At 70.5% G+C, this 23,141-nt stretch carries 19 protein-coding genes; 16 read left to right on the top strand and 3 right to left on the bottom strand.

The features are described 5' to 3' along the window. Nucleotides 1-26: 26 nt before the first annotated feature. The 13 genes from pdhA to paaE all read left to right on the top strand — a co-directional run bounded on the left by pdhA (nt 27) and on the right by paaE (nt 13,007). The gene (gene pdhA / locus JIX55_RS43735) at nt 27-1,148 is read left to right on the top strand and encodes a pyruvate dehydrogenase (acetyl-transferring) E1 component subunit alpha (RefSeq protein WP_257568753.1); all 1,122 of its coding nucleotides are present in this window, start codon (nt 27-29) and stop codon (nt 1,146-1,148) included. Between the two features lie 5 nt (nt 1,149-1,153). Further along, nucleotides 1,154-2,173, top strand: a complete 1,020-nt coding sequence (locus tag JIX55_RS43730; protein WP_257568752.1) for an alpha-ketoacid dehydrogenase subunit beta — start codon at nt 1,154-1,156, stop codon at nt 2,171-2,173. Continuing rightward, the gene (locus tag JIX55_RS43725) at nt 2,170-3,537 is read left to right on the top strand and encodes a dihydrolipoamide acetyltransferase family protein (protein WP_257568751.1); all 1,368 of its coding nucleotides are present in this window, start codon (nt 2,170-2,172) and stop codon (nt 3,535-3,537) included. The genes JIX55_RS43730 and JIX55_RS43725 overlap by 4 nt, the downstream gene beginning before the upstream one ends. 80 nt (nt 3,538-3,617) lie before the next feature. Continuing rightward, on the top strand, nt 3,618-5,363 hold the full coding sequence (gene paaN, locus JIX55_RS43720; RefSeq protein WP_257568750.1) for a phenylacetic acid degradation protein PaaN: 1,746 nt from the start codon (nt 3,618-3,620) through the stop codon (nt 5,361-5,363). Then, nucleotides 5,353-6,534 (top strand): thiolase family protein, encoded by a 1,182-nt coding sequence (locus tag JIX55_RS43715; protein WP_257568749.1) that lies wholly within the window; start codon nt 5,353-5,355, stop codon nt 6,532-6,534. Before paaN ends, JIX55_RS43715 begins: the two co-directional genes overlap by 11 nt. Further along, on the top strand, nt 6,531-7,295 hold the full coding sequence (locus JIX55_RS43710) for an enoyl-CoA hydratase/isomerase family protein (RefSeq protein WP_257568748.1): 765 nt from the start codon (nt 6,531-6,533) through the stop codon (nt 7,293-7,295). Before JIX55_RS43715 ends, JIX55_RS43710 begins: the two co-directional genes overlap by 4 nt. Then, nucleotides 7,292-8,155, top strand: a complete 864-nt coding sequence (locus JIX55_RS43705) for a 3-hydroxyacyl-CoA dehydrogenase family protein (protein WP_257568747.1) — start codon at nt 7,292-7,294, stop codon at nt 8,153-8,155. The genes JIX55_RS43710 and JIX55_RS43705 overlap by 4 nt, the downstream gene beginning before the upstream one ends. Continuing rightward, nucleotides 8,149-8,979, top strand: coding sequence for an enoyl-CoA hydratase/isomerase family protein (locus JIX55_RS43700; RefSeq protein ID WP_257568746.1), 831 nt, complete (start codon nt 8,149-8,151; stop codon nt 8,977-8,979). Before JIX55_RS43705 ends, JIX55_RS43700 begins: the two co-directional genes overlap by 7 nt. A 74-nt stretch (nt 8,980-9,053) precedes the next feature. Continuing rightward, nucleotides 9,054-10,037: a 1,2-phenylacetyl-CoA epoxidase subunit PaaA gene (gene paaA, locus JIX55_RS43695; RefSeq protein ID WP_257568745.1), complete on the top strand. Its 984-nt coding sequence runs from the start codon at nt 9,054-9,056 to the stop codon at nt 10,035-10,037. Next, a complete protein-coding gene (gene paaB, locus JIX55_RS43690; protein WP_257568744.1) occupies nt 10,034-10,330 on the top strand; it encodes a 1,2-phenylacetyl-CoA epoxidase subunit PaaB in 297 nt (98 codons plus the stop codon). The genes paaA and paaB overlap by 4 nt, the downstream gene beginning before the upstream one ends. A 99-nt stretch (nt 10,331-10,429) precedes the next feature. Beyond that, nucleotides 10,430-11,296 carry a 1,2-phenylacetyl-CoA epoxidase subunit PaaC gene (paaC, locus tag JIX55_RS43685; protein WP_257569694.1) on the top strand — a complete coding sequence of 289 codons (867 nt, stop codon included), beginning with the start codon at nt 10,430-10,432 and terminating at the stop codon, nt 11,294-11,296. After that, nucleotides 11,290-11,895 (top strand): 1,2-phenylacetyl-CoA epoxidase subunit PaaD, encoded by a 606-nt coding sequence (paaD, locus tag JIX55_RS43680; protein WP_443046668.1) that lies wholly within the window; start codon nt 11,290-11,292, stop codon nt 11,893-11,895. The genes paaC and paaD overlap by 7 nt, the downstream gene beginning before the upstream one ends. After that, nucleotides 11,892-13,007 (top strand): 1,2-phenylacetyl-CoA epoxidase subunit PaaE, encoded by a 1,116-nt coding sequence (gene paaE, locus JIX55_RS43675; protein ID WP_257568743.1) that lies wholly within the window; start codon nt 11,892-11,894, stop codon nt 13,005-13,007. The genes paaD and paaE overlap by 4 nt, the downstream gene beginning before the upstream one ends. Before the next feature lie 27 nt (nt 13,008-13,034). Here the strand turns inward: paaE and JIX55_RS43670 are convergent, their stop codons facing one another. Next, the gene (locus JIX55_RS43670; protein WP_257569692.1) at nt 13,035-14,147 is read right to left on the bottom strand and encodes an ABC transporter substrate-binding protein; all 1,113 of its coding nucleotides are present in this window, start codon (nt 14,145-14,147) and stop codon (nt 13,035-13,037) included. Nucleotides 14,148-14,445: 298 nt separating this feature from the next. Here JIX55_RS43670 and JIX55_RS43665 point away from each other — a divergent pair, with 298 nt between their 5' ends. Continuing rightward, a complete protein-coding gene (locus tag JIX55_RS43665) occupies nt 14,446-17,469 on the top strand; it encodes an MGH1-like glycoside hydrolase domain-containing protein (protein WP_257568742.1) in 3,024 nt (1,007 codons plus the stop codon). 47 nt (nt 17,470-17,516) lie between these two features. Here JIX55_RS43665 and JIX55_RS43660 read toward each other — a convergent pair whose 3' ends face one another. Next, complete coding sequence (locus JIX55_RS43660) at nt 17,517-18,194, bottom strand: DUF5701 family protein (RefSeq protein ID WP_257568741.1); 678 nt, start codon at nt 18,192-18,194, stop codon at nt 17,517-17,519. A 349-nt stretch (nt 18,195-18,543) separates the two neighbouring features. Here JIX55_RS43660 and JIX55_RS43655 point away from each other — a divergent pair, with 349 nt between their 5' ends. Continuing rightward, nucleotides 18,544-20,001, top strand: coding sequence for a DUF1996 domain-containing protein (locus JIX55_RS43655; protein WP_257568740.1), 1,458 nt, complete (start codon nt 18,544-18,546; stop codon nt 19,999-20,001). Nucleotides 20,002-20,368: 367 nt separating this feature from the next. Then, a complete protein-coding gene (locus JIX55_RS43650; RefSeq protein ID WP_257568739.1) occupies nt 20,369-20,761 on the top strand; it encodes a VOC family protein in 393 nt (130 codons plus the stop codon). Between the two features lie 136 nt (nt 20,762-20,897). On the opposite strand, the gene katG is transcribed toward JIX55_RS43650, so the two are convergent. After that, nucleotides 20,898-23,087 carry a catalase/peroxidase HPI gene (gene katG / locus JIX55_RS43645; RefSeq protein ID WP_257568738.1) on the bottom strand — a complete coding sequence of 730 codons (2,190 nt, stop codon included), beginning with the start codon at nt 23,085-23,087 and terminating at the stop codon, nt 20,898-20,900. Nucleotides 23,088-23,141 lie beyond the last annotated feature (54 nt).

The following is a 23,141-nucleotide window of genomic DNA, read 5'->3' as shown; positions in this document are numbered from 1 at the left end:
GTGTCCAGAGAAAGCGAGTGCCCTCCATGTCTGTGAAGAGCCTCCGCCAGACGGTTCAGGGCCTCCTGCCGTCCCTGTCGCCGGTGCGGTTCGTGGCCGAGGACGGCACCCCGGTCGCCAAGCAGCCGACCGACTACCTCGAGCCCCCGGTCGAGGCCCTGCGGGAGGCCTGGCGGCGGATGGTGCTGGGCCGCCGGTTCGACACCCAGGCGACCGCCCTCACCAAACAGGGCCGCCTCGCGGTCTACCCGTCCAGCCGTGGTCAGGAGGCCTGTCAGATCGGTGCCGTGCTCGCGCTGCGCCCGGACGACTGGCTGTTCCCGACCTACCGCGACTCCGTCGCCCTGGTGACCCGCGACATCGACCCGGTCGAGGTCCTGACCCTGCTGCGCGGCGACTGGCACTGCGGCTACGACCCCGCCGCCACCCGGGTCGCCCCCCAGTGCACCCCGCTGGCCACCCAGGTGCTGCACGCGACCGGCATGGCGGAGGCCCTGCGCCGCAACGGCGAGGACGGCGTGGCAATGGCGCTCGTCGGGGACGGGGCGACCAGCGAGGGCGACTTCCACGAGGCGCTGAACTTCGCGGCCGTCTTCCGCGCGCCGGTCGTCTTCTTCGTGCAGAACAACAGGTACGCGATCTCCGTGCCGCTGGCCCGGCAGACCGCGGCGCCCGCCCTCGCCTACAAGGGCATCGGTTACGGGGTGCGCTCCGAGCAGGTCGACGGCAACGACCTGGTGGCGGTGCTGGCGGTGCTGAACGCGGCCGTCGAGCACGCCCGCGCCGGGAACGGCCCGGTCCTGGTCGAGGCGCACACGTACCGCATGGACGCGCACACCAACGCCGACGACGCCACCCGCTACCGGGAGGACGACGAGGTCGAGCGGTGGCGGGCCGCCGACCCGGTCGACCGGCTGGAGACATATCTGCGCTCGCTCGGCGCGCTCACCGACGAGGACGTGGCGGCGCTGCGGGAGGAGGCCGAGGAGCTGGCGGCGCGGGTGCGCGCCGGCATGAACGCTGACTCCGTGCTGGACCCGCTGGAGCTGTTCGACCACGTCTACGCCGAGCCGACCCCGCAACTGCGTGAGCAGCGTGCCCAGTTGGCGGCCGAGCTCGCCGAAACCACCCAGGCCCAGGAGGACTGACGACGATGGCCAAGGTCACGATGGCGCAGGCGCTCAACACCGCCCTGCGCGACGCGCTCCGCGAGGACGAACGGGTCCTCGTCTTCGGTGAGGACGTCGGCCCGCTCGGCGGGGTGTTCCGCATCACCGACGGGCTGACCCGCGACTTCGGCGAGCAGCGCTGCTTCGACACCCCGCTCGCGGAGGCCGGTATCGTCGGGCTCGCGGTCGGCATGGCGATGGGCGGGTTCCGGCCCGTGGTGGAGATGCAGTTCGACGCCTTCGCGTACCCGGCGTTCGAGCAGATCGCCTCGCATGTCGCCAAGCTGCGCAACCGCACCCGCGGGCGGGTCAACCTGCCGATGGTGATCCGCGTCCCCTACGCCGGCGGGATCGGCGGAGTGGAGCACCACTGCGACTCCAGTGAGGCGTACTACGCGCACACGCCCGGCCTGAAGGTCGTCACCCCGGCCACGGCCGAGGACGCGTACTGGCTGTTGCGGGACGCGGTCGCCGACCCCGATCCGGTGGTGTTCCTGGAGCCGAAGAAGTTGTACTGGTCGCGCGAGGACACCGATCTGGAGGCGCGCGGGGCGCTGCCGTTCGGGCGGGCGGCGATCCGGCGGGCGGGGCATGACGCCACCCTCGTCGCGTACGGCCCGTCGGTCCCGGTGGCCCTGGCCGCGGCCGAGGCCGCCGCCGCGGACGGGATCGAGCTGGAGGTCGTGGACCTGCGGACCCTGGTGCCCTTCGACGACGAGACCGTCACGGAGTCGGTGCGCAGGACGGGGCGCTGCGTGGTCGTTCAGGAGGCGCAGGGCTTCGCGGGAGTCGGTGCGGAGATCGCCGCCCGGGTGCAGGAGCGCTGCTTCCACTCGCTCGCCGCTCCCGTACTGCGGGTCACCGGCTTCGACATCCCGTATCCGCCGCCCAAGCTGGAGCACGCGCACCTGCCCGGCGTCGACCGGATCCTCGACGCCGTCGACCGTCTGCAGTTCTCCGACGAGCCCGACACCCGGCACCTGTTGAAGGGAGCGGTCGCATGACCACCGCGACGCTGCACGAGCAGTTGTTCAAGCTCCCCGACCTCGGCGAGGGCCTGACCGACGCGGAGATCGTGGAGTGGAAGGTCGCCGTCGGCGACACCGTGACGATCGACCAGATCGTGGTCGAGGTGGAGACCGCGAAGGCGACGGTCGAGGTGCCGGTGCCGTACGCGGGCACGGTGCTGCGGCTGCACGCGGAGGCGGGTACGGCGCTGGGCGTGGGGGAACCGCTGATCACGGTGGCGGCGGGGACGGCCGTGCGGGAACCCGCAGCCCCCGCCGATGTCTCCGGCACCGCCGCCGAGCGGTACCGCGAGGAGGAGCAGGCCGGATCCGGCAACGTACTGATCGGCTACGGAACGGGGCACGAACCGGCACCGCGCCGTCGCCGCCGACGCGCGGGGGCCGCCATGGCGACCGTCGGCCCGGTGGCCGAGACGGCACCGGCGATCGAGCCGCACGCTCCCCGGGTCATCTCGCCCCTCGTGCGGAGGATGGCCCGGGACCACGGGATCGACCTCACCGCGCTGGCGCCGTCCGGTCCCGCCGGGGTCGTCCTGCGCCGGGACGTGGAGCGGGCCGTCGCCCAGCACGCACCGGCCACGACGGAACCGGTTCCGCTCCCCCGGCCGGAGCCCACGCCCGTGTCCCGACCCGAGCCCGCCTCCGGCGGCCCCGTCCGCATCCCCCTCCGAGGCGTCCGCAAGGCCGTCGCCGACAAGCTCTCCCGCAGCCGCACCGAGATCCCCGACGCCACGACCTGGGTCGACGTGGACGCCACCGGACTGCTCCAGGCCAAGAAGGCGCTGGAGGCGGCCGAACCCGGCCGCCGGGTCGGGCTGCTCGCCCTGTTCGCCCGGATCTGTGTCGCCGGTCTGCGCCGCTACCCCGAGCTGAACTCGGCCGTCGACACCGAACGCCGGGAGATCCTGCGCTACGACGAGGTGCACCTGGGCTTCGCCGCCCAGACCGAACGCGGGCTGGTCGTCCCCGTCGTCCGCGACGCCCACCGGCTGACGACAGTCCAACTGGCCGCTGAACTCGCCCGGTTGACCGAGCTGGCCCGGACCGGAAGCCTGCCGCCCGACCGGCTGACCGGGGGCACCTTCACCCTCAACAACTACGGCGTGTTCGGCGTCGACGGCTCCACGCCCATCATCAACCACCCGGAGGCGGCGCTCCTCGGCGTGGGCCGCATCGTCGACAAACCCTGGGTGGTGGACGGCGCGCTCACCGTCCGCAAGGTCACGCAACTGTCGCTCAGCTTCGACCACCGCGTCTGCGACGGCGGAGTGGCCGGCGGCTTCCTGCGCTTCGTGGCCGACTGCGTGGAACGCCCGGCGATCCTGCTCGCCGACGTCTGACCCGACCCGCCTTCCTGCCGTGCCCCGTACCTGGGCGCACCGCACCCACCCACCTACCGAACGTTCGGCCTGGAGTTTTCATGTCCCCCGACCAGTCCCCCGACCAGTCGTCCCCCCACCAGCATCCCGACTTCTTCGCCCGCCACGCGGATCTCCTCGACCAGGCTGCGGCCCGCACGGCCGACCGCGGCTACTGGACGCCCTACCCGGAGGCCCCCAGCACCTCCGCGTACGGAGCCGAAGCGCCCGCCGCGGGCGAGGCTGCCTTCCGTGACCTCCTCGACCGCCCCTTCCCTCTCGACGGGCACCCCACCACCGGTACCGTCCCCGCCTCGGAGGTGTCGCCGTACGGCTTCCCCCTCGGCATCAGCTACCCGCACCTGGCTCCCGGGGCCGCCGTGGCGACGGCCAAGTCCGCAGCGCCGGCGTGGCGTTCCGCGTCCCCCGACGTCCGGGCGGGCGTGGCGGCCGAGATCCTGGCCCGGCTGAACGCGGCGAGCTTCGAGATCGCGCACGCCGTGCAGCACACCACCGGCCAGCCCTTCGTGATGGCCTTCCAGGCGGGCGGGCCGCACGCCCAGGACCGTGGGCTGGAGGCGGTGGCGTACGCCTGGGAGGCACAGCGGCGCCACCCCGCCACCGCGCGCTGGAGCAAGCCCCGGCGCCGAGGCGGCCCGCTGATCATGGACAAGACCTACACCCCGGTCGGCCGGGGCGTGTCCGTGCTCATCGCCTGCAACACCTTCCCCACCTGGAACGGCTATCCGGGCTTCTTCGCGAGCCTGGTCACCGGCAACCCGGTGGTCGTCAAGCCGCACCGGCGGGCCGTGCTGCCGCTGGCGATCACCGTGCGGATCGCCCGCGAGGTGCTGGCGGAGGCCGGTTTCGACCCGGACGTGGTGCTGCTGGCCGCCTCGCGCCCCGAGGAGCGCACCGCTCCCGCCCTGGCCACCCACCCCGATGTGCGGATCGTGGACTTCACCGGTTCCAGCGAGTTCGGCGACTGGCTGGAGGACAACGCACGCCAGGCCGTCGTCCACACGGAGAAGGCGGGTCTGAACACCGTCGTGGTGGACTCCACGGACGACTACGCCGGACTGCTGCGCAACCTCGCGTTCTCGCTGTCGCTCTACAGCGGCCAGATGTGCACCACCCCGCAGAACATCCTCGTGCCCCGTGACGGGTTCGCCACCGATCAAGGGCCGCGTACGGCCGACGAGTTCGCCGCCGACCTGGGCTCCGCGCTGGACGACCTGCTCGCCGACCCGGCCCGCGCCACCGCCACCCTCGGCGCGATCGTGAACGGCGGAGTGCTCGCGCGGCTGGAGGAGGCGGCAGCCCTGGGCCGTACCGCCCATCCCTCCCGCACCGTGACCCACCCCGACCATCCCGACGCCGTCGTCCGCACCCCGCTGGTGGCCCGGCTCGACGCCGAGGCCGACGAGAAGACCTACACGAGCGAGTGGTTCGGACCGGTCTCCTTCGTCATCGCCACCGACGACACCGCGCACTCGCTGCGCGTCCTGCACGACACCGTACGACGCCACGGTGCGCTCACCGCCTGCGTGTACACGACCGGCGAGGACGCCCTGGCGGCGGCGCGGGCGACGGCCCTGGAGGCCGGCGTGCACCTGTCGGAGAACCTGACCGCCGACGTGTTCCCCAACCAGTCCGCCGCCTTCAGCGACTTCCACGGCACCTCGGCCAACCCGGCCGCCAACGCGACCCTGACCGACCCGGCGTTCGTCACCGGTCGCTTCGCCGTCCTCCAGTCCCGCCGCCACGCTCCCGCCGAGGAGCACAAGGAGCACTCCGATGTCCGATGAGGTCTATCTGATCGACGGGGCCCGCACTCCACAGGGCCGCTACGGCGGTGCCCTGGCGTCCGTACGCCCCGACGACCTGGCCGCCCTCGTCGTCGGCGAGGCCGTGCGACGCGCCGGGATCCCGGCCGACTCCGTGGACGAGGTGATCCTCGGCGCCGCGAACCAGGCCGGCGAGGACAACCGTGACGTCGCCCGGATGGCCGTCCTGCTGGCCGGACTTCCGCACACCGTGCCCGGATACACCGTCAACCGGCTGTGCGCCTCCGGGCTCACCGCGGTCGCCTCCGCCACGCAGGCGGTGCGGGCGGGTGAGGCCGAACTGGTCGTGGCCGGCGGAGTCGAGTCGATGACCCGTGCGCCCTGGGTGATGGCCAAGCCGGGCACCCCCTGGGCGCGGCCGGGCGACGTCCACGACACCTCGCTCGGCTGGCGCTTCACCAACCCGCGCTTCCCCGCCACGACCACACTGTCGATGGGGGAGACCGCGGAGGAGGTCGCCGCCCTGGACGGCATCACCCGTCTGGAGGCCGACTCCTTCGCGTTGCGCAGCCACCGTCGGGCGGTGGCCGCGCGGTCGGCGGGCCGGTTCGCGGCGGAGATCGTCCCGGTGCCGGTGGCGGACGGTGAGGTGACCGAGGACGAGGGGCCGCGCCCGACCACCACGCTGGAGAGGCTGAGCGGCCTGCGCACCGCGTTCCGCCCGGGCGGCGTCGTCACCGCGGGCAACTCCTCGCCGCTGTCCGACGGGGCCGCCGCCCTGGTGGTGGCGAGCGGGGCGGCGGTGGAACGGTACGGGCTGACTCCCCGGGCCCGTGTCGTCACCGCCACCTCGGCCGGGGTCGAACCCCACCTGATGGGGCTCGGCCCGGTGCCGGCCACCACCAAGGCCCTGGACCGGGCCGGCTGGACGGTCGACGACCTCGCCGCGATCGAACTCAACGAGGCCTTCGCCGTCCAGGCCCTGGCGGTCATCCGCCGCCTGAAGCTCGACCCGGACCGCGTCAACGCCGACGGCGGCGCCATCGCCCTCGGCCACCCCCTGGGCTGCTCCGGCACCCGCGTCCTGCTCACCCTTCTGGGCCGGCTGGAACGCGAGGGCGGCCGACGGGGCCTGGCGACCCTCTGCGTCGGGGTCGGACAGGGCGTGGCCATGCTCGTGGAGCGCGTATGAACGACACAGCCGCGGACCGCCCGTACGAGACGCTGTCGGTCGAGGAGCGCGCCGACCGGGTGGTGGTCACCCTGCGCCGACCCGCCGCCCGCAACGCCATCGACGGCCTGATGATCTCCGAACTGCACCGCGTCTGCGAGGAGTTGGAGCGCACCCCGAAGCTGCTGCTGCTCACCGGGCACGGCGGGGTCTTCGCCGGCGGCGCCGACATCGGGGAACTGCGGCGGCGCGGCCGGGACGAGGCGCTGGAGGGGATCAACAGCCGTCTGTTCGAGCGGGTGCGGAGGCTGCCCCTGCCCACGATCGCCGTCGTGCCGGGCTGGGCGCTGGGCGGCGGGGCCGAGTTGGCGTACGCCTGCGACCTGAGGATCGCGGGGCCGGACGCGGTCTTCGGCAACCCCGAACCGGGGCTGGGCATCCTCGCCGCCGCCGGGGCGTGCTGGCGGCTGCGCGAGCTGGTGGGCGAGTCGGTGGCCAAGCAGGTCCTGCTCGCCGGGCGGAGCCTCGACGCCGGGGCCGCCCTCGCCTGCGGCCTGGTCATGGACGTCGTACCGACGGACCGGCTCTTCGACGAGGCGCACGCGGTGCTCGACCGGATGTCCCGTTCCTCGGCGCTCGCCCTGCGGCTCACCAAGCTCGTCACCGATGCGGCCGGGGCCCATCCCGTGGCCGACGACCTGGCTCAGGCGGTGCTCTTCGAGAGCCCGGACAAGCAGGAGCGCATGACGCGGTTCCTGGAGAAGAAGGGGGGCCGGGCATGAGTTCGGCAGCAGCAGCGCCTTCCGTGGTGGGGGTGATCGGCGGTGGACGTATGGGCGCCGGTATCGCCCAGTCGTTCGCGGCCGTCGGGTCGCGCGTGGTCGTCGTGGAGCGCGACGGCGCGACGGCGGCCGCCGCCCTGGAGCGGATCGCCGCGGGACTTCGGCAGGCGGCCGAACGCGGGACGCTCGCCGGACCGTCCGACCTGGACGTGCCGGAACGGGTGATCGCCGTGTCGTCGGTCGCCGAACTGCCCCACGACGCGGATCTCGTCGTCGAGGCGGTCCCAGAGAACGCCGGCCTCAAGGCGGAGGTGCTCGCCGCCGCCGAGGACGTCGTGCGGGACGGATGCGTGCTGGCCAGCAACACCAGCTCCCTGTCCGTCACCGAACTCGCGGCGGCTCTGCGGCGTCCTGGGCGTTTCCTCGGGATGCACTTCTTCAACCCCGTGCCCGTCTCCGCCCTCGTGGAACTGGTCCTGGCCCCCGAAACCGACGCGACGGCCCTCGACGCGGCGGTCCGCTGGACGCACGCCCTCGGCAAGGAGGACGTCGTCGTCAAGGACTCCCCCGGGTTCGCCAGCAGCCGCCTCGGCCTCGCCCTCGGCCTGGAGGCGATCCGCATGGTCGAGGAAGGGGTCGCCGACCCGGAGGCCATCGACAAGGCCATGCGCCTCGGCTACCGGCACCCGATGGGCCCGCTGCGGCTGACCGACGTGGTGGGACTCGACGTGCGGCTCGCCATCGCGGAGCACCTGCGCACGACGCTCGGCGAACGCTTCGCGCCGCCGCGGCTGCTACGGGAGAAGGTCGCCCGCGGTGAGCTGGGCCGCAAGACCGGTCAGGGGTTCTACCGATGGTGAACGACGACGGCACGACCCCGGCGGCGGACCGCTCGCACGGAGTGACGTACGAGGTCACCGACGGCGTCGCGGTCCTCGAACTGTGCGGTCCGTCGAGCGGCAACGCACTCGACGCGCACCTGCGCGGCGCGCTGCTGCTGGCCGCGCGGCGCCTGACGACGGACACCGCACGCGGTGTCCGGGCGGCCCTGCTCACCGCGCGCGGCAAGCACTTCTGCGTCGGGCAGGACCTCCAGGAGCACGCCCGGCTGCTCGACGGCGAGCCGGCGAAGGCCTTCGCGAACATCCCCAACGACTACAACCCGCTGGTGAAGGAGCTCAACGCGCTGCCCGTGCCGCTCGTCGTGGCCGTCGAGGGCGCCTGCGTCGGGGCCGGTCTCGGCATCGCGCTCTGCGCCGACGTGCGGGTCGCCGGCGAGGGAGCCCGGTTCGCGACCGCCTTCGGCGGCCTCGGGCTGGCCTCCGACTCCGGCGTCGCCCGCGCCCTGGTCCGTCAGCTCGGCCCGTCCCGGACCGGCGGGCTCATGCTGCTGGGCGACCGCTTCTCGGCGCGGGACGCCGAGGACTGGGGGCTGGTGCACCGCGTCGTACCGGACGGCCGGGCCGCCGCCGAGGGGCTCGCCCTCGCCCGTCGGCTCGCCGACGGCCCCACCGCCGCATACCGGGAGACCAAGGCACTGCTGCGGTCCGCGGCCGGCTCGACGCTGCCGACAGCCCTGGAACGCGAGGCCGTCGTGCAACGCCGGCTCGGCGCCACCAGCGACCACCACGAGGCCGTCCGGGCCTTCCTGGCACGCTGCGCCCCGGTCTTCCGCGGACACTGACCGGTCCCCAACGATCCCGCCCAACTATCCCGAACTGACCGACTACGAACCGACCACGACAGGACACCGCCGTCATGAACGTCATGCACGACCCCGCCTCGGCGCCCCCGGGGCCGTACGACCCCGAGGCAGCCTTCGAGGACACCATCGCCCGGGACCAGCGCATCGAACCCAGGGACTGGATGCCCGATGCCTACCGCAAGACGCTGATCCGGCAGATCGCGCAGCACGCGCACTCGGAGATCATCGGCATGCAGCCGGAGGGCGAGTGGATCACCCGCGCGCCCTCCCTGCGCCGCAAGGCGATCCTCTTCGCCAAGGTCCAGGACGAGGCAGGCCACGGCCTCTACCTCTACTCCGCGGCCGAGACGCTCGGCGCCGACCGCTCGGACCTGACCCGGCGGCTGATCGACGGCCGCCAGAAGTACTCCTCGATCTTCAACTACCCCACGCGCACCTTCGCCGACGTGGGCGTCATCGGCTGGTTCGTGGACGGCGCGGCGATCTGCAACCAGGTCCCGCTGTGCCGCACCTCGTACGGCCCCTACGGACGCGCCATGGTCCGCGTCTGCAAGGAGGAGTCCTTCCACCAACGGCAGGGCTACGAACTGCTGTTGACCATGATGCGCGGCACCGACGAACAGCGGGCCATGGTGCAGGACGCCGTCGACCGCTGGTGGTGGCCCTCGCTGATGATGTTCGGCCCGCCCGACGACGACTCCCCCAACTCGGCCCGGTCCATGGCCTGGGGGATCAAGCGGCACTCCAACGACCAGCTGCGGCAGCGCTTCGTCGACATGACCGTCCCGCAGGCCGGGAAACTGGGCGTCACCCTGCCCGACCCCGAGCTGCGCTGGAACGAGGAGCGCGGCCACCACGACTTCGGCACCCCCGACTGGGAGGAGCTGAAGCGGGTCGTCTCCGGCGACGGGCCGTGCAACGCCGAGCGGATCGCCCGCCGTCGGGCCGCCCACGAGGAGGGCGCCTGGGTACGGGAGGCGGCGGCCGCGTACGCCGCCAAGCGGGCCGTCCGCGCGCGGGAAGGAGCGGCGGCATGAGCGCGACGCGCAAGGGCGACTGGCCGCTCTACGAGGTCTTCGTCCGCGGCAAGCGCGGCCTCAACCACGTCCATGTCGGCTCCCTGCGCGCCGCCGACGACGAGATGGCCCTCCGCCACGCCCGTGACGTCTACACCCGGCGCAACGAGGGGGTGAGCATCTGGGCCGTGCGCTCGGACACCATCGCCGCCTCCGCACCCGACGAGAAGGACCCCTTCTTCGCGCCCAGCGGCGACAAGGTCTACCGGCACCCCACCTTCTACGACATCCCCGACGACGTCCCCCACATCTAGGGACGTCCATCCAGCGACGTCCATCCAGCGACGTCCGTCGAGGGACGTCTCCCCCATCCAGACCACCCATGACCACCCATGACCATCCAGGAGCAGCGCATGACCGACGAGGAGCTGTACGTCGACAGCGACAGCGCCCGCTGGGCGTTCGGCACCGGGTTCACCGATCCGCTGCACGGCGTCGACCAGGCGGTGCCCGAGGGTGTCGACGCGGAAGGCCTGGCCGCCTGCTGTCTGGCCCTCGGCGACGACGCCCTGGTGTCCGCGCAGCGGCTGGCCGAATGGTGCACCCGCGCCCCGGAGTTGGAGGAGGAGCTGGCGCTGGCCAACATCGGCCTCGACCTCCTCGGCCAGGCCCGTCTGCTGTACGCCAGAGCCGGCCGGGCCGACGGCACGGGCCGCGGCGAGGACGCGTACGCCTACTTCCGTGCCCCGGAGGACTTCCGCAACGTACGCCTCGCCGAACTGCCGGGCGGCGACTTCGCGTTCACCGTCGCCCGGCTGCTGGTGCTGTCCGTCTGGCGGCTGGCCGTGTGCGAGGCGCTCACCGCGGCCCCCGACCCGGTGCTGTCCGCGATCGCCGCGAAGAGCGTCAAGGAGCTGGCCTATCACCGCCGTTACGCCGCCGAGTGGACGGTACGGCTCGGTGACGGCACCGCCGAGTCCGCCGGACGGGTGTGGGCCGCGTGGGACGCCCTCGCACCCTGGCTGGACGAACTGCTGACGGACCGCACGGCGGAGCGTCTCGGCGCGGATCCGGCCGCCGTGGCCGAGCGGACCCGGCTGGAGCTGTTCCAGGTGCTGGCCGATGCCGGGCTGAACCGGCCCGACGACATGTCCCCGCTCGGCACGCCGGCGTGCCCGGTGCCGGGCTCCGGCAGGAAGGGCGAGCACACCTCGCATCTGGCGCCGCTCCTCGCCGAACTGCAGAGCGTCGCCCGCGCCCACCCGGACGCGTCGTGGTGACGGCGTCGCCGGAGCGCGCCGGGCACCGCGGGGAACAGGCGGAACGGGCGTGGCGGATCGCCGCCGAGGTCCCCGACCCCGAGCTGCCGATGCTGACGCTCGCCGACCTCGGGGTGCTGCACGGTGTCGAGGTGACGCCGGACGGAACCGTCGTCGCACGGCTCACCCCGACGTACTCGGGCTGCCCCGCCGTGGCCGAGATGCGCGCCGAGGTGGTCACCCGGCTGCGGGCCGCAGGCTTCCCCGACGTGCGGGTGGTCACGGTGCTCGACCCGCCGTGGACCACCGACCGGATCACGGACGAGGGCCGCCGCAGACTGGCGGAGCACGGCATCGCACCGCCGGGCCCGCGACACGCCCCGGGTCCGGCGGCGGGCCGAACATGGCTGAGCCTGACGACCACGTCGGCCCCCCAAGTCCCGTACCCGGTCCACTCCCTGGGCCAGGACCTGGGCCAGGCCCCGCCCGCCGTGCCCTGCCCGCGTTGCGCCTCGGCCGACACGGAGGAGATCTCCCGCTTCGCCGCCACCGCCTGCACGGCGCTTCGGCGCTGCCGCACCTGCCTGGAGCCGTTCCCCCACGTCAAGGACCTGCCATGACCGTTCCCGCCAACCCGTCCCCCGTTCGGTCCCGCCGCCGTCCGGCATTCCACGCGCTACGTGTGGCCGCCGTGGAGCCGCTGTGCGCCGATGCCGCGGCCCTCACCCTGGAGGTCCCCGACCGGCTGGCCGACGCGTTCGCGTTCCGGCCCGGTCAGTGCCTCACCGTGCGCCGCGAGATCGACGGTCGCGACGAGCGGCGCTCGTACTCGATCTGCTCACCGGCCGGTACGGCGCCGCGCATCGGCGTCCGCGTGGTGCCCGGCGGGTTGTTCTCCTCCTGGCTCGTGCACGGCGTACGCCCAGGTGACACCCTGCAAGTCATGGCCCCGGCCGGTGCGTTCAGCCCCGATCTCACCGCTCCGGGCGGCCTGGGCCACCAGGTGCTCCTCGCCGCCGGGTCCGGTATCACGCCGATGCTGTCCATCGCCGCGTCCCTCCTCGCCGCGGACGAGAACGCGCGCGTCACGCTCCTGTACGGCAACCGGCGCACCGGCACGGTGATGTTCGCCGACGAACTCGCGGATCTGAAGGACCGCTACCCGGCCCGCTTCCAGCTCGCCCACGTCCTGTCCCGCGAGCCGCGCGAGGCCGAGCTGCTCTCCGGCCGACTCGACACCGAACGGCTCACCGCGCTGCTGGACGCCCTCCTCGATGTCCGGGAGGTCGCCCACTGGTGGCTGTGCGGCCCGCACGGCATGGTGCGCGACGCCCGGGCGCTCCTCACCGGGCTCGGCGTCCCGGCGGACCGTGTCCACCAGGAACTCTTCCACGCGGACGAGGAACCACCCACGACGACCACCGTCGACCGCGACGACGCCACCCACCGGGGCCCGACGAGCGAGGTCACCGTGGTCCTCGACGGCCGGGCGACCACGTTCGCCGCACCGCGCCACCGCAGTGTCCTCGACGGTGCCCAACAGGCCCGCCCCGACCTGCCGTTCGCGTGCAAGGGTGGCGTCTGCGGTACCTGCCGCGCCCTCGTCACCGACGGCACCGCCGACATGCGCCGCAACTACGCGCTGGAACCGGCGGAGGTCGCCGCGGGCTACGTCCTCACCTGCCAGACCCATGCCGCCTCCGACACCCTCACCGTCGACTTCGACAGTTGAGGCACCCAGTGGTACCTCCGTGCCCTCTCAGCCGGCGTGAAGGATCCGGAAGCGATCGGGTTCCGCCGGATCTCGATCAACGACTTGGATCGGCGCCCAAGCCCATTGCCAGACGCTGATGCCGGGCGTGCGGGAGAACTGGATCCGCCCGCGGGTGCCTTCGACCGCGACGCGCGGCCAGGATTCGGCAGTGCGCGCCCGGTCCGTGCCGTGAGAACGCAGCACATCGGCGAGGACGGCGACCGTGTCGTAGCCCTCGAAGGCGACGAAGGAGGGCGCTTCGGCCAGCCGCTCCCGCAGGGCCGTCTCGACTCGTGTACCGAGTGGGCTGAGGCGCTCGGGCAGGTAGCGCAGGAACGGGATCGCGGCGCCGTCGTCGCCCAGCAGCGTCGCCCATTCGGCGAACTCCGGTTGCCCGGCCGGAGCACCGATCAGGATCTCGGCGAGGCGCTCGTCGCGGCGGACAGACCTGACGATCGACACTGCCGGCTCCGGGTGGCCGACCAGAAGAAGGAGGGCTGTCGCGCCGTTGGCGACGAGTTCGTCGCACACGGCCGTGGGGGCGAGCGCGCGCATGTCGAGTTCGATGACGGTGCCGCCGCGTGGAGCGAGGTGGTCCCGCAGAATGCGGGCGCCGGATGCCCAGTAGACACTCGGCTGGGCTGCTACGGCGATGCGACTGTGGCCCGTGCCGAGGAGGAAGTCCGCGTAGACCTGCCAGCCGCGGGACTGCGGCGGGGAGAGGCGCGCGACCCATTCCGTCGGCTGGTCGGTGAGCGCGTCGAGAACGGCCGACGAGCAGAGGTACGGCAGGCCGAGGGCGTCGGCCCTGGCGGCAGCGGCGCGAGCGACGACGCTGTGATACTCCCCCACCAAGGCAGCCACGCCCAGGCCGGCCAGTTCGTCCACGGCCGCCGCGGCCTTCTGTGGATCAGCCGCGGTGTCTCGGACCACCAGCTCGAGTGGTCTTCCGGCGATCCCGCCGGCTTCATTGACTTCGCGAACGGCCAGCTCGAGACCGGCCAGCAAGTGTTGGCCCGCCTCGACCCAGCCAGGCCGAGTCAGCGGAACGAGAGCGCCGATCCGGACGGATGATCCGTCAGTCCGCACCGCTCCAGGTGGCGATGGGGGCGTATTCATACGTGGGCATCTCCCGAGTGACGAGGCGGGCGCACCTGGGTGACCATGCCGGACATCGCATCCGCCACCATCACCCACAGCAACCGATTATCTGTGAGCGTCCGACGAGCGGGGTCGTGATCGCGCTCGAACCGAGCCACCTGCGTGCGCGCCGGCCGCTTGCAGCGCTTTAAGCGGCCCCGTCCAACCTCTTGACTTCCTGTGAGCCCTGTCATTACCGTCTCGCAGAATTTCGAACAACGTTCGCAATTTCGAACATCTCGAACCATCGCATGAGTGCCCAATGGAGGACACCTCTATGCGTTACCGTCCCAGACGTAGCAGCCGCACGCTGGCCGCCCTGTGCGGCTCGGTGCTGTCCATCAGCCTGTTGTCCGCAGGACCGGGAGCGAGCCCGGCCCAGGCCGCCGACGACCCCAACGCCGTCGCGCTGGACAAGGACGCGATCCTCGCCGCCAACCAGCTCGACGAGCGCAGGTGGTACAAGGACAACATCCCGTTCCTGGACACGCCCGACAACGACATCGACGAGGTCTACTACTACCGGTGGAGCACCTTCAAGCGTGCGCTCCGCTACACCGTGCCGGGTACGGGGTACGTGTCGACCGAGTACGACGTGCCGATCGGCTACGCGGGGAACCCGTACACCGCGCTTCCGGACGCCACCGGCTACCACCTGCTCGACGGGCGTTGGCTGCACAACCGCGACTACGCGGGTGACTACCTGGACTTCTGGCTGCGCGGGGCGGGCAACTCGGGCGCGCGGAACTTCAGCGAGTGGATCACGAGCGCCGCGTACCAGCGCTACCTCGTCACCGGGGACGCCGCGCAGATCAAGTCGGCTCTCCCTCACCTGATCGCGTTGTACAAGCGGTGGGACTCGAACTTCACCACCGACATCACGGTCAACGGCGCAGCCTCGACCAGCGACCTGTACCACCAGACCCCGCTGTCGGACGCCACGGAGTACACCGAGACGTCGATGCACAGCAGCAACTGGTTCAGCGGCGGCCGCGGTTACCGGCCGACCATCAACGCGTACATGTTCAGCGCCGCCCAGGCGATCAGCAAGATCTCCACGATGAACGGCGACACGGCGACCGCGAGCGAGTACGACGCGAAGGCCGCGCAGCTCAAGGCCGCCGTGCAGAACTCGCTGTGGGATCCGCAGCGCCAGTTCTTCATGCAGGTCTACAACACGGACAGCACCAACGGCACGCTGAAGCAGACCCGGACGACCTGGCGCGAGGCGATGGGCTTCGCCCCCTGGGCGTTCAACCTGCCGGACGCGCAGTACTCGTCGGCGTGGAAGTACCTGACCGACTCCAAGCGCTTCAAGGCACCGTTCGGGCCCACGACGCTGGAGCGGGTGCACGACTTCGAGGCCGAACAGGCCACCGTCGTCCACGCGAACACCCAGAACTCGTCGACTGCCTCCAACGGCAAGTACGTCGGCCAGATCGACTTCGACGACAGCGCGGTCACCTTCACCGTGGACGCGCCCGGCAACGGCACGTACCCGGTGACGGTGCACTACGCCAACGCCACCTCCGGCACATCGACCCACAAGGTCGTCGTGAACGGCGACACCGCCAACCCCGTCACCGTCAGCTACGCCCCCGGGGGCAGCTGGGGCCAGTTCTCGGAGACGAAGTCCGTCACCGTGCAGGTCCCCATGAAGGCCGGGGCCAACACGCTGAAGTTCACCAAGGGCACGGGCTTCGCCGAGCTCGACCGCATCACCGCGAACCCGTACTTCAACTACGAGGCGATCCCCGCCGAGCAGAAGCGCGACGACGCCAACTGCTGCCACTGGAACGGGCCGAGCTGGCCGTACCAGACCAGCCAGATCCTGACCGGCCTGGCGAACCTGCTCCAGGACTACCCCTCGCAGAACTTCGTCACCAAGGCCGACTACCAGACGATGCTGGCCCAGTTCGCCGACCTCCAGCACAAGGACGGCAAGCCCTACGTCGCCGAGGCCGCCAACGGTGACACCGGCGACTGGATCTACGACGGGTTCAACTTCAGCGAGCACTACAACCACTCCAGCTTCAACGACCTGGTGCTCTCCGGTCTGCTGGGCATCAAGCCGCAGGCGAACAACACCCTGGTGCTGAAGCCACTGATCCCGTCGGGCTGGGACTGGTTCGCGGTGGAGAGCCTGCCCTACCACGGGCACACCCTGTCGATCCGCTGGGACCGGGACGGCTCGCACTACGGCAAGGGCAGCGGCCTGCAGATCTTCCAGGACGGCCAGCGCATCCACCAGTCCTCGACCATCGGCAACACCACCGTGAACGTGGCCGCCCCCATCACCCCGGCGCAGCCCGCCCGGATGATGAACGTCGCGGCCAACCCGCTCACCGCCGAGCAGGACTGGCTGGGCCGCACCGTCACCCAGCCCTACCCGAAGGCCTTCGCCTCCTACACCAACACCGTCTCCAACGGCCCGCACTGCCACAGCGGCCAGACCTGCAAGCCCAACACCTTCGACGCCCCGCTACGGGCGACGGACGGCTGGATCCGGTACGACAAGATCCCCGACGACCGGTGGACCAACTCCGGCTCACCGAACGCCACCGACCACCTCGGCGTCGACTTCGGCGCGCCACGCAAGATCAACGGGGTGAAGTTCTACACGTACGACGACGGCGTGAACATCCGGGTCCCGGCGAGCTATACCGTCCAGTACCTCAAAGACGGCGCGTGGGTGAACGTCCCGAGCCAGACGAAGAGCCCCACCACTCCGGTCGCGAACAACGCCAATGAGGTGACCTTCCCGACGATCACGACGTCGCAGTTCCGGGTCGTGTTCACCCCGCAGGCAGGCAAGTTCGTCGGCGTCACCGAACTGGAGTCCTGGTACCCGGAAACACCACCGGTGAAGATCACCAACAAGAACAGCGGCCTGGAACTCGGGATCGCCGGCTCCTCGATCGCCCCCGGCGGAGCCGTACAGCAGCAGACCGCCGGTGACTCCGCCAACCACTGGTGGAAGATCGTCCCCGCCGAGAACGGCTACTACAAGATCTTCAACACCAACAGCGGGCAGGTGCTCGGCATCAAGGACGCCTCCACGACGGCCGGCGCGACAGCGCTGCAGTGGGGCGACACGCTCACGGCCGACCATCTGTGGTCCGTGGTGGATGCCGGGGGTGGTTACGCCAAGCTCGTGAACAAGAACAGCGGGCTGGTGCTGGGGATCGACGGGATGTCCAAGTCGTCCGGGGCGCAGGCCCTGCAGTGGGACGACAACGGCACCGCCGACCATCTGTGGAGCATTGTCGCGGAGGACGGTTCCACGCCGTTCACTTCGTGATGGGACGTCAGCCGCGGCCCCTGGGGCCGCGGCTGACCCTTCCTCCGTTACAGGTCGTGTCCCCTGCGGCTCGTCGCGGAGGCGAAGCCGAGCCAGGTGTGCCGGTTGCCCCACCAGCACCAGCCGACCTTGGGTGCGTCGCGGCGCTCGCGGCCGTCCCGCCCGGTGCCGTTGCTGATCCAGATCGCCGGGGTGCGGGCGTCCAGAGTGCCGTTCGCCTTACGCAGCCGGGATCCGATGGTCATGAAGCAGTGGTTGCGCTCGAGGACCGCCGGCTGCTGGAGCACCCAGTGAATGCCCTCGGTGAGCAGCAGCGGCGTGCGATCCTCCTTGGTCAGGGTCGGCAGTGCCTCCTCCGGGCTCCAGTTGGCCATGTGGTCACCGCGGTCAAGGCCGGTCACGAGGTAGAGGCGGGCATCGGGCAGCTCAATGGCGCAGGGGGCGAAGCGGTCGACGTCGGGCATGTCGGTGACGACGAAGCCCGGCTTGCCGTCCCGGCGGAGCAGCGGCGCGAGGGCGGAGGCAGGGGCAAGGTCCGGGTGGACCGCGAGCAGAGCGCCGACGCCGCCCTCAGGTACCACGGCGGTCTCGGCGAAGGCACGAAGCTCGCCGACGGGCAGTCCGGCGAGCTCGTGCACGCCCAGTTCGATCAGTCGCTCGGCCTGCGCGCTCAGGGTCGGAAGTGCGGGGAGAACTGTGGAAGTGGCGGGCGTGGTCTCGGGCACGTTGCTCCCAGGATCAGTGACGAAAACGGGCTCGGAGACAACGAGGCGGCCCACCGGAACGTTCCCGCCACCACCGAAGGTGTGCAGGCGCGGCCATCGCACGGCACCGCCGGCCTCAACGCCGTGCTCATGCGCGTACGGGAGCCCGGGATGCGCTGTCGCTGCCACTGATGCATCTGCACTGGAAGCCGAACCTGCCCGGATTGGGAGCTCATGCACCGTTTATGGATGGAGGAACCTATGAATCTGAAAATTCGCTGAACATTCGGCGCGCACATCCGTATCTGAGGACGCGCTTACCCCATGCCGGAAAGTCCTGCCGGCTCCGGAGATGTCCTTGAGAGGCCCGATGAGACGCAACACGCGAAAAAGATCGACGACTGCCCGCCGGGCGGTAGGCGCGGCGGCCGCACTGGCCGTGGGGGCCGGTGGACTGGTGGCGGTCAACATCTACGCCTCGGCCGACGAAACCAGCGCGTCGAAGGGCTCTGCCCAGAACCAGGCGCTCGCGGCCGGCACCTCCACCATTGACTGCCCCGACGTCGGCCAGCAGTTGACATCGGTGCCCGCCCAGGCGAAGGCCCAGGTCGACAGGGAACTGGCGCTCCTCGACAAGCAGATATCCGAGGCATACCAGCGCCTTTCCACCTCCCAGAAGGCGATTCAGCAGGACCCCAACTTCGCCCAGAACGCGATCGTGGGTCCGCTGAAGGACAAGCGGAAGGCGACGATCGACCGGATCGCCATCGCCATCGGCCGTGTGGCAGCCAAGCCGCAGGGCCTTGACGCTTTGGCGGCCTGCACGCTGCGCGCCACCGGCAACCAGCCCGGCGCCGGCCAGGGCGGCAACAACAACCAGGGTGGCGACAACACCAATGCCGGAGGGACCGGCAACGGCCCCGTCGCCGCGGACTTCGTGGACATCACCAAGGTGAAGTCCAATGTGCGCACGCCCGCCAGGTCGGCGAAGGCCTCAAAGGGTGTCTTCGTCAGCAAGTGCGGGGTGAACGCCAACAAGCTGTACAACAGCGACAACGTCATCGTCGCGCCCGGTGTCACCAACGGCGCACACCACATGCACGATTACATCGGCAACCAGGACAACGACGCCTTCTCGAGCGACCAGGACTTCGCCAAGGCCGGGACCAGCTGCCAGAACAAGGGCGACAAGTCGTCGTACTACTGGCCGGTGCTGCGCCTGCAGGACGGCACCAAGGAGTTCGACGCCGACAAGCAGGGCGGCGGCGCCGAGGGCAACACGGGCCGGATTCTGACGGCCAAGAAGGCCACCTTGAACTTCGTGGGCAGCCCCCGCGGCAAGGTGGTGGCGATGCCCAAGTTCCTGCGCATCATCACCGGTGACGCCAAAGCGTTCGTCAACGGCACGGCCAACGCCAACGCCTCCTGGAGCTGCACCGGCTTCGAGAACAAGGTGCAGTTGAAGGACAAGTACCCCCTCTGCCCGTCAGGCAGTGACGTGGTGCGCACCTTCAAGTTCCAGAGCTGCTGGGACGGCACGAACATCGACAGCGCCAACCACCGTACGCACGTGGCCTTCGCCGACGCAGGCGGCAACTGCCCGGCCGGCTTCAAGGCCATTCCGCAGCTGGTGCAGCGTCTGGTGTACGACGTGGACGCGCCCAGCCTCAAGGACAACGGCAAGACCCGTCCGTTCTTCTCGTTGGACGGTTTCCCCGAGCAGCAGCACAAGCCGGTCACCGACCACGGTGACTTCATCAACGTCTTCGACGCGAAGGTGATGAACAAGGCGGTCCAGTGCATCAACACCGGACGTAAGTGCAGCTGAGTCCGAGTACGGAGCGGTGGGCGTCGCGCTGACGACGCCCCCGCGGGTGGCCTGGCGGGCGAGTACCAGTTCGATGCCCGGCTTGCGGCGGGTCGCCCGCCGAGGAGATCTTCTGACGGCCGGTCACCCAGAGCCCGTACGGCCCCGTCCTCGCCGAGGAGGACGTGCTCGGGAGCAAGGTCCGCGCCACGCTTGCCCGCCTGTGCTCCGCCGTCGACGGAGCACAGGCGGCGGCCGGCCATCGCTTTGTGAGGGTGAAGGGCGCACGACCATCCGGGCGTCGACCGCGTGGCGTGCCGTTGACCGTGGTCCGTGTGGTGGTGCCCTGAGAGCTTGTGACGGCTCACCCATGAAGGAGACACACGGCATGTTCGGACAGTCGCAGGCGTTCAGCGGCTTCGCGGTCGACGACCTCGGCGAGGCCCGCCGGTTCTACGGTGAGACTCTCGGTCTCCGGGTGGAGGAGACCGGGGAGGGGGACATGCGGATGCTGACCCTCACACTCGGCAGCGGCGCGCGTGTCTTCGTCTATCCGAAGGAGACGCACACCCCCGCGACGTTCACGCTTCTCAACTTCCCCGTGGACGACATCGAGGCCGCCGTCAATGAACTGGAGCGGCGCGGCGTGAGCCTTGAGCGCTATCCCGGATTCGACCACGACGAGAAGGGCATCGTCCGTGTCGGTGACGGCGGTCCTGCGGCGATCGCGTGGTTCACCGACCCGGCCGGGAACGTTCTCTCCGTGCTCCAGGAGAATTGACGAGCGGGGCCGGTTGGTGTGACTGGCCCTCTGCGCTCGGCGGGCACGCGTGCTGTGTGGCGTGCGCGTGCCCGCCCTGGAAGCGCTGCGGGAGCTCTGGGGGACCAGCGTCCCTGCCCCCGCCCGGACATCGGGTTCAGGCCAGGTCGAACCGATCGAGGGTCATCACCTTGTCCCACGCGGCCACGAAGTCACGCACGAACTTGTGTCCCGCGTCCTGGGACGCGTAGACCTCCGAGACGGCTCGGAGCTGGGAGTGTGATCCGAAGATGAGGTCGACCGCGGTGGCGGTCCACTTGAGCTCGCCCGTGGCGCGATCCCGGCCCTCGAACACGTTCTCGTCCGAAGTCGACGCCTTCCACTCCGTGCCCATGTCGAGCAGGTTGACGAAGAAGTCGTTGGTCAGTGTCTCCGGCCGGTGAGTGAAGACGCCGTGTGAGGATCGCTTGTATCCGGTTTTCAGGATCCGCATGCCGCCGATCAGTACCGTCATCTCGGGGGCGGTCAGTGTCAACAGGTTGGCGCGGTCCAGCAGGAGTGTCTCCGGCGACAGCTTCTCTCCCGCGCGGACGTAGTTCCGGAATCCGTCGGCCCTGGGTTCGAGCACGGCGTAGGACTCCACGTCGGTCTGTTCCTGTGAGGCGTCCGTGCGTCCCGGCGAGAACGGGACCGTGATGTTGTAACCGGCGTTCTTCGCGGCCTGCTCGACGGCCGCGCACCCGCCCAGGACGATCAGGTCGGCGAGCGAGACCCTCGGGCCGCCGGCATGTGAGCGGTTGAAGTCCTGCTGGATCTGCTCCAGCTTCTGCAGCACCTCGGCCACCTCGGGCAGGTGGTTGACCTCCCAGTCACGTTGCGGCGCGAGGCGAATCCGTGCCCCGTTGGCCCCGCCCCGCTTGTCGGTGCCGCGGAAGCTCGCCGCCGATGCCCAAGCCGTGGTGACCAGCTGGGAGATGGACAGCCCCGAGCCGACGATCCTGCTCTTGAGAGCGGCGATGTCCTCGGCCACGACGAGTTCGTGATCGACCTCAGGGACGGGGTCCTGCCACAGTTGCGGCTCGGGAACCCACGGGCCGAGGTAGCGCGTGACGGGTCCCATGTCGCGGTGCAACAGCTTGTACCACGCCTTGGCGAAGGCTTCCGCGAGCTTGTCCGGGTTCTCGTGGAAGCTCTTCGAGATCGGGCCGTAGACCGGATCCAGCTTCAGCGCGAGGTCCGTCGTCAGCATCATCGGAGCGTGCCTCCTCGACGGATCATGAGCGTCGGGCACCGTGCCCTTGGCCGAAGGATCCGTGGGAGTCCACTGCTTGGCACCGGCGGGGCTCGTCGTCAGCTCCCATTCGTACCTGAACAGGTTGTCCAGGTACTCGTTGTTCCACCGGGTCGGCTCGGAGGTCCATGCGCCCTCGAGCCCACTGGTCAGCGCGTCGGTGCCCTTGCCGCTGCCGTACGCGTTCCACCAGCCGAGACCCTGTTGCTCGACGGGTGCGGCCTCGGGTTCCGGGCCGATGTACGTGGGATCGACCGCACCATGACACTTGCCGAAGGTGTGGCCGCCGACGATGAGCGCGACCGTCTCCTCGTCGTTCATCGCCATGCGCCCGAATGTCTCGCGAATGTCCCGGGCGGCGGCCATCGGATCCGGGTTTCCGTTGGGCCCCTCCGGATTGACATAAATCAATCCCATCTGCACGGCACCGAAGGGATCGGCGAGTTCCCTGTCGCCGCTGTAGCGCTCATCTCCGAGCCAGATGTCCTCGGGCCCCCAGAAGATCTCCTCGGGTTCCCAGATGTCCTCTCGCCCGAACCCGAACCCGAACGTCTTGAATCCCATCGATTCCATGGCACAGTTACCGGCGAAAACCAGAAGGTCGGCCCAGGAGATTTTCTGTCCGTACTTCTGCTTGACCGGCCACAGCAAACGGCGCGCCTTGTCGAGGCTCGCGTTGTCCGGCCAACTGTTCAGGGGGGCGAAGCGCTGAGCGCCGCTGCCGCCACCGCCCCGGCCGTCGGCGACACGGTACGTGCCCGCGGCGTGCCAACTCATCCGGATGAAGAGCGGCCCGTAGTGGCCGTAGTCGGCGGGCCACCATTCCTGTGACGTCGTCATCACGTCGAAGACGTCCTGCTTCAGTGCGTCGAGGTCGAGGGTCGCGAACTCTCTCGCGTAGTCGAAGTCCTCGTCCATCGGATTGGAGCGGGACGAGTGTTGGTGGAGAATTTGAAGGTCCAGCTGATTCGGCCACCAGTCCCGGTTCGTCCTGGGCCGAGTCGGCGTGGGGGTCGGAGAGGCGATTGCCGGGTTCTCGCTTTCGCTACCGGACACGTCTTCCTTCTTTCTGTCTCGGTGATTTCACGCACCATGCCGATGAATGTGATG

Source organism: Streptomyces sp. DSM 40750 (assembly GCF_024612035.1).
Classification (GTDB): Bacteria; Actinomycetota; Actinomycetes; order Streptomycetales; family Streptomycetaceae; genus Streptomyces.
This window is presented reverse-complemented; position numbering and strand designations above follow the sequence as displayed.